This is a genomic window from Arthrobacter globiformis NBRC 12137 (assembly GCF_000238915.1).
In the GTDB taxonomy this organism is placed as follows: domain Bacteria; phylum Actinomycetota; class Actinomycetes; order Actinomycetales; family Micrococcaceae; genus Arthrobacter; species Arthrobacter globiformis.
Map to the genome: position 1 here is coordinate 93,543 of NZ_BAEG01000083.1, position 12,251 is coordinate 105,793.

At 67.9% G+C, this 12,251-nt stretch carries 11 protein-coding genes; 1 reads left to right on the plus strand and 10 read right to left on the minus strand.

Annotation, left to right across the window (positions count from 1 at the left end; genetic code table 11):
• Positions 1–89: 89 nt before the first annotated feature.
• The 3 genes from ARGLB_RS16115 to ARGLB_RS16125 all read right to left on the minus strand — a co-directional run bounded on the left by ARGLB_RS16115 (position 90) and on the right by ARGLB_RS16125 (position 5,019).
• Positions 90–410: a hypothetical protein gene (locus ARGLB_RS16115; RefSeq protein WP_043419461.1), complete on the minus strand. Its 321-nt coding sequence runs from the start codon at positions 408–410 to the stop codon at positions 90–92.
• A gap of 110 nt (positions 411–520) precedes the next feature.
• Positions 521–2,380 (minus strand): gamma-glutamyltransferase family protein, encoded by a 1,860-nt coding sequence (locus ARGLB_RS16120; RefSeq protein WP_043419462.1) that lies wholly within the window; start codon positions 2,378–2,380, stop codon positions 521–523.
• 74 nt (positions 2,381–2,454) lie between these two features.
• The gene (locus ARGLB_RS16125; protein WP_050934387.1) at positions 2,455–5,019 is read right to left on the minus strand and encodes a Tex family protein; all 2,565 of its coding nucleotides are present in this window, start codon (positions 5,017–5,019) and stop codon (positions 2,455–2,457) included.
• A gap of 244 nt (positions 5,020–5,263) precedes the next feature.
• On the opposite strand from ARGLB_RS16125, the gene ARGLB_RS16130 reads away from it, so the two are divergent.
• On the plus strand, positions 5,264–5,560 hold the full coding sequence (locus ARGLB_RS16130) for a hypothetical protein (RefSeq protein ID WP_003804518.1): 297 nt from the start codon (positions 5,264–5,266) through the stop codon (positions 5,558–5,560).
• Here ARGLB_RS16130 and ARGLB_RS16135 read toward each other — a convergent pair.
• The 7 genes from ARGLB_RS16135 to dhaL form a co-directional block, all read right to left on the minus strand.
• Positions 5,557–6,348 carry a triose-phosphate isomerase family protein gene (locus ARGLB_RS16135; RefSeq protein ID WP_139023382.1) on the minus strand — a complete coding sequence of 264 codons (792 nt, stop codon included), beginning with the start codon at positions 6,346–6,348 and terminating at the stop codon, positions 5,557–5,559. The genes ARGLB_RS16130 and ARGLB_RS16135 overlap by 4 nt on opposite strands.
• Before the next feature lie 130 nt (positions 6,349–6,478).
• Complete coding sequence (locus ARGLB_RS16140; protein ID WP_003804520.1) at positions 6,479–7,882, minus strand: MFS transporter; 1,404 nt, start codon at positions 7,880–7,882, stop codon at positions 6,479–6,481.
• Between the two features lie 53 nt (positions 7,883–7,935).
• Positions 7,936–8,091, minus strand: a complete 156-nt coding sequence (locus ARGLB_RS23700; protein WP_003804521.1) for a hypothetical protein — start codon at positions 8,089–8,091, stop codon at positions 7,936–7,938.
• Between the two features lie 12 nt (positions 8,092–8,103).
• Complete coding sequence (locus ARGLB_RS16145) at positions 8,104–8,871, minus strand: SDR family NAD(P)-dependent oxidoreductase (RefSeq protein WP_003804522.1); 768 nt, start codon at positions 8,869–8,871, stop codon at positions 8,104–8,106.
• A 115-nt stretch (positions 8,872–8,986) separates the two neighbouring features.
• The gene (locus tag ARGLB_RS16150) at positions 8,987–9,955 is read right to left on the minus strand and encodes a 3-hydroxyacyl-CoA dehydrogenase family protein (RefSeq protein ID WP_003804523.1); all 969 of its coding nucleotides are present in this window, start codon (positions 9,953–9,955) and stop codon (positions 8,987–8,989) included.
• Between the two features lie 2 nt (positions 9,956–9,957).
• Complete coding sequence (locus tag ARGLB_RS16155) at positions 9,958–10,440, minus strand: ribose-5-phosphate isomerase (protein WP_003804524.1); 483 nt, start codon at positions 10,438–10,440, stop codon at positions 9,958–9,960.
• Entirely contained in the window at positions 10,437–12,212 is a 1,776-nt protein-coding gene (gene dhaL, locus ARGLB_RS16160) for a dihydroxyacetone kinase subunit DhaL (RefSeq protein WP_003804525.1), read from the minus strand. The genes ARGLB_RS16155 and dhaL overlap by 4 nt, the downstream gene beginning before the upstream one ends.
• Between the last annotated feature and the right edge of the window lie 39 nt (positions 12,213–12,251).

A 12,251-nucleotide genomic window follows, 5' to 3' on the forward strand; every position in this document is an offset into this window, starting at 1 on the left:
ACAAGAGGTAGCCGGACCACCAAAAACAGAAGCGCCCAGCCTCCTAAACCAGGAGCCAGGCGCTTCGGTGAAACGATCCTTTGCAGCCGCTACGCGTCCTGCCAGCCACTGCCTTCCGTGAAGGTAGCTACGAGAGTGCCCACGCCTGCCTGAAGCGAATTCGAGGGGTCCTCATACAGGGACGCCTCCGTCGCCCGGCTGTGGGTGATCAGCTGCTCGGCTTCGAGCTTCGCTTCGGGCACGGTGGCACCGATGATGCCGGTACGGGCGGGGAGCTCGGGGGTGTGCACTACGTCGGCGTTGGTCTCCGAGAGCGGGATGGTGGTCCCGGGTCGAATCTCGTCGTGCGGGAACTCGAATTCGGCGTTGTCGGGGGCAGCGGGAATCGTGTAGTCCAGGAAGTAGTTCATGCCCCCAGCCTTGCAGATAACCGCCACGCCAGAAACCCCGCCCCGCGGCCCGCGGGCACGTATATTCGCTGCCCACCCAGCGAGAACGTGAGCGGAAAGGGATTCCGCGCCTACCGGCCCGCCGCGTATCCCTGAGCGCCCCGCGGGTTCGCTGCAGCCTGCAGCACGCCGGTCCTGGGATCGCGTACGGCGGCGGACAGCCGTCCCAGCGTCCAGTCACCTGCCCTGGTGATCCGGTGTCCCCGCCGCTCGAGTGCGGCGATAACGTCGTCGCCCAGTCGATCCTCGACGACGGCACCGCCGGGTTCCCATGTGCGCGGCCAGAAAGACCCGGGCATGGACGTCGTGTGGAACGCCGGCGCATCGATGGCCTGCTGTGGGGTGTACCCGCCGACGATGGTCCGCAGCAGGTACAGCAACTGCCACTGGTCCTGCTGGTCTCCCCCTGGCGAGCCGAGCGCGGAGACAGCAGCGCCATCGCGCAACACCAGCGTCGGCGTCAGCGTGGTCCGCGGCCGCTTCCCCGGCGTCAGCGTGGACGGCGTTCCGGGCTCAAGCCACGTCATCTGCAGCCGCGTGCCCAGGCAAAACCCAAGCTCAGGGATCGCGGGCGACGACTGCAGCCAACCCCCGGACGGTGTGGCCGAAACCATGTTGCCCCACCGGTCCACAACATCGATGTGGCACGTGTCGCCGCGGGTTTCCCCGTTGGCCGTCACGCTGTGTTCGCCGGGCGTGGGTTCACCGATCGTCGGATCACCAACCGCGGCGTCGCCATCCGACAGCACCGCCGCCACATACTCGGTGCGAAGTGCGGGCACATACGGCTCACGCCCGGGCACGGAGCCCGGACGAAACTCGAGCGACGCATTTTCCGTGATCAGCTCCCGGCGCGACGCCGCATACTCATCTGACAGCAGGTAATCGAGCGGGACATCCGCGTCGCCGTAGTAAGCCTCACGGTCCGCCAGTGCGAGCTTCTGGGCCTCCAAGATGACGTGTGCCCCGAGCTCGGTGGAAGGGTCGAGGCGGTCGTCGTCGAAGCCGGCCAGGATAGCGAGCGTCTGCAGCAGGGCCGGCCCCTGCCCCCACGGCCCGGTCTTGGCGATGGTGTACCCGCGGAACTCGAGGGTGGACGCTTCCTCGTACGACGCGCGGAATCCGGCCATGTCGGCCATCGTCATGACACCGCGGTGGTTGGTGCCGGATGAGTGCCGGTGCGGTATGCGGACGCTTTCGGCCACGGCCCGGGCCACGAAGCCCTCGCCCCATTCCCTGCGGGCGGCGTCGATACGCTCCTCGCGGGTATGCGCCGGCTCGGCGGCGAATGCCTCGCCGAGGCCGGCACCGGCCTGGACCAGTTTCTGGAGCGTGCGGGCAAGCGCGGGATTCCGGACCAGTTCGCCCTCCACCGGGATATGTCCCTCCGGCATCCACAGTGCGGCAGAAGTGGGCCAGTGCTCGCGGAACGACTCCGCAACTGCCGAAATGGTGCTGCAGACGCGTGCCAGCACCGGGTGGCCATCGCGCGCATAGCGGATGGCGAAATCCAGGACTTCGGCCAGTTCCCACGTTCCGTGGTCCCGCAGCAGCAGGAGCCAGGCATCGACGGCGCCGGGAACCGCAGCGGCCAGCGCACCTGAGCCGGGCACCAGTTCCAGGCCCTCGGCGCGGAAGTGTTGGACCGTCGCGCCCGCGGGAGCCGGGCCCTGGCCCATCAGGACCACCGGTTTCCCGGGTTCCTCCGCCGTGCAGAAGACACCGGTCATGTCACCGCCCGGCCCGTTGAGGTGAGGTTCCGCCACATGCAGCACGAAGGCGGCGGCCGTGGCCGCGTCGAACGCGTTGCCGCCCCGCTCCAGCACCGCCTGCGCCGTGCCTGTAGCAAGCCAATGGGTCGTGGCGGACATGCCGAACGTGCCCTGCAGCGTAGGACGGCTGGTAAAAGACTCCGGCCTCGTAAAACTCATAGGGGCCACTGTAGTCACCGGCGTCCACCCAGCCCGGGATACGGCCAGCGACACGGCTGCCCGCGAGCGGGAGCCTACTTACCCAGACCGGCCCGGCGCAGGGCTTCGGCCATGGCTGTGTCCGCAGAAGCTGGCCGCTGGCCGGACTGCTTCGGCTGTCGCTTTGCGCTGTTGCGCTCTGCCGCAGCCTGGCCTGAATCACTCCCCTGGCGCGCCCCGGGCTTTCCGGCAGCCTGGCCGGGAGTACCCGCCCGGTTCCGGCCGCCGTCGCGGTTGCCGCCTGCTGAACGTTCGGCGGCGCGGCCGCCTTCCCGGTCCCGGTCGCCTCCGCCGCGTCCCCCAGCCGGGCGTCCCCCGGCTGGGCGGCCGCCGGAAGGGGCCGGTTCGTCGTCGAGCCTTAGCGTGAGGGAGATGCGCTTCCGCTCCGGATCGGCCTCAAGCACCTTCACCCGAACCACCTGTCCGGACTTCACCACCTCGCGCGGATCGGCAACGAACCGGTTCGCGAGCGCCGACACGTGAACCAGCCCGTCCTGGTGGACCCCCACATCCACGAACGCGCCGAAGGCAGCCACGTTGGTGACGGTTCCTTCGAGGACCATGCCAGGTTTCAGGTCGGAGATCTTTTCGATGCCCTCGGAGAACGACGCGGCCTTGAACGCCGGACGCGGATCGCGGCCCGGCTTCTCGAGTTCGGCAATGATGTCGCGCACGGTGGGGAGCCCGAACGTTCCATCGACAAAATCGGCAGGGTCCAGCCGTCCGGCGTCGGCCAGCGGAGCAAGACGGGCGGTGCCGCCGGAAGCGCCGGAAGTGCCGGACCCGCGAGAGGCGCCGGCGGCAGTCAGGACTTTGCGGGCCACCGAGTACGCCTCGGGGTGCACACTGGAGGCGTCCAGCGGCTCCGCTCCCCCGGTGATCCGCAGGAATCCGGCACACTGTTCGAACGCCTTCGCTCCGAGCCGTGGCACCTTCTTCAGCTCGCTGCGCTTGGCGAACGGTCCGTGCTCGTTGCGGTACGCCACAATGTTCTCGCTCAGCAGCGGCCCGACGCCGGCCACCCGGCTCAGCAGCGCCGGCGACGCCGTGTTCACGTCCACGCCCACGGCGTTCACGCAGTCCTCCACCACGGCGTCCAGGCTGCGGTCCAGCTTCGCGGCCGTGACATCGTGCTGGTACTGCCCCACGCCGATCGATTTCGGATCGATCTTCACCAGCTCAGCCAGCGGATCCTGCAGGCGGCGGGCAATGGACACCGCGCCGCGCAGGGATACGTCCATGCCGGGGAGTTCGGCCGCGGCCAGGGCGGACGCCGAGTACACGGACGCACCTGCCTCGGATACCACCAGCTTCTGCGGCGCTGCGGCCGCCCCGGAAGCGCTACCGGTGCCGGCACCTGCGGACAACTGCTTGATCAGTTCGGCCGCGAGCTTGTCCGTTTCGCGCGACGCCGTTCCGTTGCCGATGGCCACGAGTTCGACGGCGTGCTGCCGGGCCAGGCGGGTCAGCGTCGCCAGGGCTTCGTCCCACTTGCGCGCCGGTGCGTGCGGGTAGACGGTGTCCGTGGCCACCACTTTGCCGGTCTTGTCGACCACTGCCACCTTCACGCCCGTCCGCAGCCCGGGGTCCAGGCCAAGGGTGGAACGGTTTCCGGCAGGCGCCGCCAGCAGCACGTCGCGCAGGTTGGCGGCGAAAACGCGCACGGCCTCGTCTTCCGCGGCGGCGAACATCCGTCCCCGCAGGTCGGCCGTCAGCCGGGCAAGCACCCGGGAGCGCCACGCCACCTGGGCGGTTTGAAGCAGCCACGAGTCGGCGGGCCGGCCACGGTCGGCAACCCCGAGGAACCGCGCCACGGCGGATTCGTAACGGGAGCGCGCGGCGGCGAGGGCGTCGTCGTCGGCAGGGTCCGCTTCGGTGAGGTCCAGCTCGAGCACCCCGTCCTTCTCACCGCGCAGCAGCGCCAGCACACGGTGCGACGGCATTCCCGACGGTGCCTGCGAAAACTCGAAGTAGTCCGCGAACTTCTGCCCCTCGGATTCCTTGCCCTTCTTCACCCGGGACACCATCCGGCCCCGCGTCCACAGCCGCTCTCGCAGGTTCTCGGCAAGGTCGGCGTCCTGGGCCACGCGCTCCACGATGATGGCGCGGGCGCCGGCGAGCGCCACAGCGGCGTCGTCGACGGCGTGGTCCGCGTTCAGGTACTTGGCCGCCTCGCGTTCGGGGTCAAGTTCCGGGCGCTTGAGCAAGGCGTCCGCGAGCGGTTCCAGCCCGGCTTCGCGGGCGATCTGCGCCTTGGTGCGCCGCTTGGACTTGAAGGGCAGGTAGATGTCCTCAAGCCGCGACTTCGTGTCGGCGGCCACGACGGCGGCCTGCAGTTCCGGGGTCAGCTTCCCCTGCGCGGCAATCGCCTCCAGGACTGTCCGACGGCGGTCCTCCAGTTCGCGGAGGTAGCGCAGGCGCTCATCGAGCTCGCGGAGCTGGCCGTCGTCGAGCGTCCCGGTGGCTTCCTTGCGGTAGCGGGCGATAAAGGGAACCGTCGACCCGCCGTCGAGCAGTTCCACGGCCGCCTTCACCTGCCACGCCTTCACGCTCAGCTCGGCGGCGATCTGTTCCGCTATTCGGGCTGCGACATCGTCCATGCCCTGGCCGCCGGCCGGCGCGGGTGCGGGGGTGTCCTTCGGCTTTGTCCCGGCGGCGGAGGCAGGGCTGGGCGTGGGCGTGGCGGGGTGCTGCGGCTGTTGGGTCACCAGAACATTTTGCCCTACGCACCCGGATCGGGAGCGTTCAGGCGTCTGAGGGCCGACTAAACCGCACTACCCACAACGGCCCTTAAGTGGTGTAGTGACTTTATGCAGCGGAGGTCAGCGACTTAGGCGGCGCATCATGCAGGAACTGCTCATCATTCTCCAGGACGGCTTCAACGATGATGAAGTCGCCATCACGGTCAACGGCAAGGAGGCCCGGTACGACCGCGAAGTCACCACCCGGGAGCTTTTGGGCATGGCCGAGGAAGTCTCCGTTGAACTGCCGGCAAAAGGCGCAACGGTGGGGGTTGAGGTCACCAGCCGCAATCTCAGTGCGGAAATGAAGCTCCACGGCAGGCCACGGAGCCTCCTGGTCTCCATTGAGGACGGGGAGCTCGTGCTCAGCGAAGGGACGGGCCGGGAGGCATTCCTTTAGTGCTCGCTGTCAGGAGCCCTCCGCGCCGCCAGCGACAGCGCTTCGTCCAGCACTTTTCCGAAGTTCGCGGCGTCGTGCGCGAACCGGCCCAGGAACAGCCCCGACACCCCGTCCAGGGAGGGCAGCAGGCCCGGTTTCGCGGAGCCGCCATAAATGACCGGCAATCCCTGCAGCCCGTGGGCACCAAGCAGTTCCCGCAGAATACGCACGACGGCGGACACGTACGCCGCGCTGGCGGGCTCGGCTGCTCCGATGGCCCAGACGGGTTCATAGGCGATGACCAGCCGGGCGGCGAGCCCCCAGTCGCCGCCGACCGCGGCCTCGATCTGTCCGCAGACAAACCGGGCGGCGCCTTCCGCGCCCGCCGTACTGTCGGCGACGGCTGCTCCGGTACTTGGGGTGGTCTCCGTGCCGCGCGACTCCTCCCCCACGCACAGCAGCGGGGTGACGCCGGCGCCGTCGGCCGCCCTGACCTTGAGCGCGATCATGGCGTCGTCCTCGCCGAAGTGCCGCCGCCGTTCGGCGTGCCCGATCTCCACGAGTCCCACGCCCAGCTCGGCAAGCAGCGACGGCGAGAGCTCACCCGTCCACGGGCCGTCGGCCCAGCCGCAGTTCTGGGCACCCAGGACCAGCGGCGACCCGGCAATGATGTCCCCGGCCGCCGGAAGCATGGGGAAGGAGGGAATCACGAACGGAACCACCCGCCCGGCCGCGAGGGCCGGGCGGGTGTCCACCTGTTGGCGCAGTTCATCCAGCCAGCGCAGGCTGTCCCGGTAGCCCAGGTACATCTTGGTGCTGACGCCAACGAAAGTCGTGCCGGGGTCCTTGCTAGCCTGGCTGAGCTGGGTCACGGGGTTTCCTGCCTTCGCTGGAGGTACTGAGCGCCGGGGTTGCTGCGCTTCTGTGCTTTGCTGCTGACTACTTTTCCAGCAGTACTTCTTCTTGGGCAGTGCCTGCCTTCCCGGTGGCGCTGGTTTCGAGCAGGTCGTCGGCCTTGTTCTTGAACTTCCGCGTGCCGATCATCATCACCGCGGCGAGGAACGGCAGCACGCCGAGTGCGTACACGCCCATGGTGCCGGTGTCCGAGGCGGTGACCTGGTTGACGGTCGTCCGCAGGATCGGAGCCACGAAGCCGCCCAGATTGCCCAGCGAGTTGATGAGCCCAATGCCCGCCGCTGCGGCAGTTCCGGTGAGGAACGCCGTCGGATACGACCAGGCGATGGGGCCGATGGAGAGGAAGCTACACACCGCGAGGGTGATGAACACGATGCCCAGCGCAGGCAGGTGGTTGGCGCCGGCCCAAGCGGAGCCGAAGATGCACAGGCCGGTGGAGATGAACAGGCCGGTTCCCCAGACGCGGCGGCGGATCACGGTGTTGGCGGCCTTGCCGATGAAATAGCAGGCGAAGATGCCGAAGAACCACGGGATGGCAGCCATGAGTCCGACGGCGAGGCCCACCTTCTGGCCGGTCAGCTGGGCGACCTGCTGGGGCAGGTAGAAGGTCACGCCGTACACGGCGATCTGGAGGCAGAAGTAGATGACCGTGAAGTACCAGACGCGGCCGTTCTTCATGGCTGCAAGGACACCGCGGGGGCCGGACTCTTCCTTGACGTTGTCCTCAAGGGCCATGACGTCCTGCAGCGCCTTCTTCTCGTCCTTGTTGAGGAACTTGGCGTCCTGCGGGCTGTTGATCAGGAAGAAGAAGGCGGCGATGCCCGCCAGCACGGCGAGCATGCCCTCAACGAAGAACATGACCTGCCAGCCCTGGACACCGGGAACCTGGTCGCCGATGTTGATCAGCCAGCCGGACAGCGGGGCGCCCATCATCTGGGAGAACGGCTGCGCCAGGTAGAAGATCGCGAACATCTTGACCCGGACCTTGTTCGGGAACCAGGCCGCGAGGAACATGATGACGCCGGGGAAGAGGCCGGCCTCGGTCACGCCCAGCAGGAACCTCAGGATCACAAAGGAGGTCTCGTCCTGCACGAAGGCGAAGCAGGCGGAGACGATGCCCCAGGTGACGGCGATACGTGCCAGCCACACCTTGGCGCCGAACTTGGTCAGGAGCAGGTTGCTGGGGATCTCGAATAGTGCGTAGCCGATGAAGAAGATGCCGGCACCCAGCGCGTAGGCACCCGCGCTGATGCCCTTGTCGGCTTCGAGTGCGGCCTCGGCGAAGCCCACGTTGGTGCGGTCCAGGAAGGCCACGACGTACAGGATGACGAGCATCGGCATGAGCCGGAAGGACGCCTTGGAAATGGCCGATTTGAGAACCGGCGAGTCCAGCAGCTCCTTGGTGGTGGATGGGTTGGTGACAGTCATTCAAACTCCTCTTTGAGTAAAAGTGAGCAAATCAGGTGCCTGCGGGAAAAACCTCAGAGTGAAAAGGCGATGAGCAGTACGCCCGCCAGGCTGGCGAGGACGCCGATGGCCAGGTAGATCTTGCGTTCCCTGGTCCACGAACTGATGCCCGCGGGGACCGCTTGTGCGGTTGCTCGCCGGGTGGAATTGGTGTTCCGGTTGGAAGCCATGGCCGGTCCTTCCTAGTGCATGTAGAGGCCGCCATCCACATTCAGCGTCTGGCCGGAGATGTATCCGGCGTCCTCGCTGATGAGGAAGGCGATGGCTGCTGCGATGTCGCGGGTGGAACCGACCCTGTTGACCACGAGGTCCTTGACCAGTTCGTCCTTGCGTTCCTGGCTCAGGGTCCCGCCCATGATGTCGGTGTCGATGGGGCCGGGTGAGATGGCGTTGACGGTGATGTCGTACTCCCCGAGTTCACGGGCCGTGGCGCGGGTCAGGCCGATCACGCCGGCCTTCGCCACGGAGTACGGGGTCTTGGAGAACGTCCCGCCGCCGCGCTGCGCGGAGACGGAGGAGATGTTCACGATGCGGCCGATCCGGTGCTTGGCCATGGATTCGGCGACGCGGCGGGTGGCGTAGTGGACGCCGTTGAGGTTGATGTTGAGCACGCGGTCCCATTCGGCGGCGTCGAGTTCCAGGTACGGGACGGGAGAGCTGACGCCGGCAACGTTGGCCAGGGCCACGATCTGGGGCAGCTCCGCCTCGATGGAGTCGATCGCTGCGCGGACTGATGCCTCGTCCGCGACGTTCGCGCCCACGCCGTGGGCCTTGACGCCGTACTGGCTGGCGATCTCTTTGGCCGTGGCCTGGCAGAGGGCGTCGTCGAGGTCGATGATGCCGATGTTCCAGCCTTGTTCTGCCAGGTAGTTGGCGGTGGCCCGGCCGATGCCGCGCTCCGAGACTGCGCCGGTGACGATGGCTGTGCGCTCGGATGGAAAAGTACTCATGGCTGTGCTCCTAAGTCGTGGGAGAAATGGGCAGCACAACAGAAGGGCAGCCGCCCGGGGGCGGCGCCCAACTGCTGTGGTGCTCGGTTGATCAGTGCTTAGTTAGATGGCGCGCCTAGTTGATCGGGGCCGGGCCGAGTTCCTCGATGAGCTTCTGCATGGCGACGTAGGCCTTGTTGCGGTACGCGATCAGCTCGGGGGTGCGCTCGGCCGGGACGTTCAGGAAGCCCGCGCCGGTCTTGGTGCCGAGCTTGCCTGCCTCCACGAGGTCCGTGAGGATCTTCGGTGTGGCGAAGCGCTCCGGGAAGTCGGTCTGCAGCGACTTGTAGCAGAAGTTGTAGACGTCCAGGCCGGCCATGTCGGCGATGGCGAAGGGGCCGAAGAACGGCAGCCGGAAGCCGAAGGTGGTGCGGACCAGGGTGTCCACATCCTCCGCCGTCGCGATGCCCTGCTCCACCAGCTGTGCGGCCTCGTGGAAGAGCGCGTACTGCAGGCGGTTCAGCACGAAGCCGGTGACGTCCTTGACCACGGCCGTCTGCTTGTTGGCGGAGTGGACCAGGTCGCGGACAGCGGCAACGGTCTCGGTGGAGGTGCCCTCGTGCGGGATGATCTCGACGCCGGGGATGAACGGCGACGGGTTGGAGAAGTGCACGCCGAGGAAGCGCTCCGGGTTGGCGACCGGCTGGGAGAGTTCGGCGATGGAGATCGTGGAGGTGTTGGAGCCGATGACGGCGTCCGGCCGGGCGGCGGCGCTGATGCGGGCCAGCGTCTCGTGCTTGATGCCAATGACCTCGGGCACCGCCTCCTCGATGAAGTCGGCGTCTGCCACGGCTTCCTCGATGTCCTTCGCGGCCCAGAGGTTCTGTTTGAGGATCTCGGTGGATCCCTCGGGGAACAGCCCGTCCGCCACGAACTGGTCGGACTCGGTGAGCAGGCGCTCGTAGTTCTTCTGTGCCACCTCGGCGGATACGTCGGCGAGGGCAACGCGGGCCCCTCCGAGGGCGAGGACCTGGGCGATGCCGCCGCCCATGTAGCCGGAACCGACGACGGCGAACTTGCGTGAGCTGGTGGGTGTATCGGTCATGTTCAGTCGGCCTTCGTGTAGTCGGGTTCGTAGGAGCAGATGGCGTCCACCTTGGCGGCGGAGGAGGAGTTTTCGTCGAAGCGGTGCTCCAGCCATTCGCCCACGAGCTTCTTGGCAAGTTCCAGCCCAATGACGCGCTGGCCCATGGTGAGGACCTGGGCGTTGTTGCTGAGGACGGAGCGTTCCACGGAGTAGCTGTCGTGCGCCGTGACGGCGCGGATGCCGGGGACCTTGTTGGCGGCGATGGCCACGCCAAGGCCGGTGCCGCAGATCAGGAGTGCGCGGTCCGCTTCGCCTTCGGCCACCTTGCGGGCGGCTGCCACAGCCAGGTGCGGGTACGCGGTGGAGTCGTTGGCCGCGACGCCAATGTCCTCGACGGAGGCAACGCGGGGGTCCGCCTCCAGCAGGGCCTTCAGTGCTTCCTTGTATTCAACGCCGGCCTCATCGTTGCCGATGACAATGCGCCAGCCTTCTGTGTTGCTCATTCCGTTGCTCCGTTTCCGGCCGTCGAGGCCATGTGGGACGCGGCCGGTGTGGAATCGGCCGCATCAGATGCGAGGTAGGTGGCTACGCGTTCGGCGATCAGTCCGAAGGAGACTGCACCGGGGTCCGGGTGGCCAAGGCTCTTTTCAGCCAGCGGGCGGGCGCGGCCCTTGAGCGGGCGCAGGTCCGCGGTCCGGCGGGCTGCTTCGTTCGCCGCGGCAGCGGCGGTGGTGAGGGCACCGGTGAGGGAGGCGCCGCCGTCGAACGCGTCTTTGAACGCGTCCCGGAACGGCAGGAGGGCGTCAACCATGGTCTTGTCCCCCGGCTCTGCCTTGCCGAGCTCGGTGATGGCGTTGCTGAAGGCGGACACGGCGGCGGACGCGTCCCCGGCGGCGTACGAATCCCGGTTGCCCAGCGCGAGGCCGGCGGCCATCACGGCGGTACCCCAGAGCGCCCCCGACGTTCCGCCGGCGCGCTCGCTCCAGGCCTCGCCGGCGGCGGTGAGCACGCGTTCAACCGAGGTTCCGGCTGCTGCATTCTGCTCGCCGGCCGCGGCAGCCGCATCAACGCCGCGGCGCATGCCGATGCCGTGGTCGCCGTCGCCGGCGATCGCGTCCAGGTCACCAAGCTCCGCTTCATGCTCGACGACGACGTCCCGCACCTGGGCGAGGACGGCGGCTGCCAGCCGGCCCAGGTCAGCGGACGCAGCGGTGGCCTTTTCGGTCTCCTCGGCGGCTGTGTCTTCGGCGCTGGAGAGTTCGCGGCGGGCGCGCGGCGCGGTGTTGCCCTTGCGGAAGGCAGGGGTGTCGGCCGGCGCGGCCCAGAACTGTTCGAGTTCGTCGTCGAGCCACAGCAGGGTGAGCGAGAGTCCGGACATGTCCAGGCTGGTGACGAGTTCGCCGCACTCCGGTTCCACGACGGTCAGGTTGGCGGCGATGAGGAGCTTTTCGATCTTGCCGAAGAGGAGGAACAGCTCGTCGTACTTGACCGTGCCCAGTCCGTTGACGATGGCAACCACGCGGTCACCGGCGTCGTCGGGTTTGTCCTCGAGAAGCCGGGAGACCAGCAACTCGGCGAGCTCGGACGCCGTGGGCATGGGGTGCTCGGAGATGCCCGGTTCGCCGTGGATGCCCAGGCCCAGCGACATCTGCCCGGCCGGGACGTGGAACAGCGGCTCGGACGCGCCGGGAAGGGTGCAGCCGTCAAAGGCGACGCCCAGCGAACGCGTGCGGTGGTTCGTCTTGATGGCGAGACGCTCCACCTCGTCCAGGCTCAGACCGGCCTCGGCCGCGGCGCCTGCGATCTTGAAGACCGTCAGGTCGCCGGCGATGCCGCGGCGCTTCTCGATCTGGTCCAGCGGCGCACTGGCGATGTCGTCCGTGACCAGCACCGTGCGCGTCTCGATGCCTTCGGCGTTGAGCCGCAACTGTGCCTGGCCGAAGTGCAGGACGTCCCCGGCGTAATTGCCGTAGCTCAGCAGCACGCCGCCACCCGCGTTTGCCGCCTTGGCCACGCGGTAGACCTGTCCGGCGGCCGGCGAGGCGAACATGTTGCCGCACGCGGACCCGGCGGCCAGGCCAGGCCCGACCAGGCCGGCGAAGGCGGGGTAGTGTCCCGAGCCGCCGCCCACCACGAGGGCCACCTGGCCGGCGGGGATCTCGGTGGAGCGGACGACGCCGCCGTCCACGCGGGCAACGTATCCGCGGTTGGCGGCCACGAAGCCGTCCAGCGCCTCGTCTGCGAAATCAGCGGGATTGTCGAAGATCTGGGTCATGGTTCCTCATTGAATCCGGGTTGGTTGGTCGGTTCTGCT

What these genes read in the sequence shown, in the direction of transcription:
- ARGLB_RS16115 (WP_043419461.1), bottom strand. Translation starts at nt 410, where the DNA reads ATGAACTACTTCCTGGACTACACGATTCCCGCTGCCCCCGACAACGCC.
- ARGLB_RS16120 (WP_043419462.1), bottom strand. Translation starts at nt 2,380, where the DNA reads ATGAGTTTTACGAGGCCGGAGTCTTTTACCAGCCGTCCTACGCTGCAG.
- ARGLB_RS16125 (WP_050934387.1), bottom strand. Translation starts at nt 5,019, where the DNA reads ATGGACGATGTCGCAGCCCGAATAGCGGAACAGATCGCCGCCGAGCTG.
- ARGLB_RS16130 (WP_003804518.1), top strand. Translation starts at nt 5,264, where the DNA reads ATGCAGGAACTGCTCATCATTCTCCAGGACGGCTTCAACGATGATGAA.
- ARGLB_RS16135 (WP_139023382.1), bottom strand. Translation starts at nt 6,348, where the DNA reads ATGTACCTGGGCTACCGGGACAGCCTGCGCTGGCTGGATGAACTGCGC.
- ARGLB_RS16140 (WP_003804520.1), bottom strand. Translation starts at nt 7,882, where the DNA reads ATGACTGTCACCAACCCATCCACCACCAAGGAGCTGCTGGACTCGCCG.
- ARGLB_RS23700 (WP_003804521.1), bottom strand. Translation starts at nt 8,091, where the DNA reads ATGGCTTCCAACCGGAACACCAATTCCACCCGGCGAGCAACCGCACAA.
- ARGLB_RS16145 (WP_003804522.1), bottom strand. Translation starts at nt 8,871, where the DNA reads ATGAGTACTTTTCCATCCGAGCGCACAGCCATCGTCACCGGCGCAGTC.
- ARGLB_RS16150 (WP_003804523.1), bottom strand. Translation starts at nt 9,955, where the DNA reads ATGACCGATACACCCACCAGCTCACGCAAGTTCGCCGTCGTCGGTTCC.
- ARGLB_RS16155 (WP_003804524.1), bottom strand. Translation starts at nt 10,440, where the DNA reads ATGAGCAACACAGAAGGCTGGCGCATTGTCATCGGCAACGATGAGGCC.
- dhaL (WP_003804525.1), bottom strand. Translation starts at nt 12,212, where the DNA reads ATGACCCAGATCTTCGACAATCCCGCTGATTTCGCAGACGAGGCGCTG.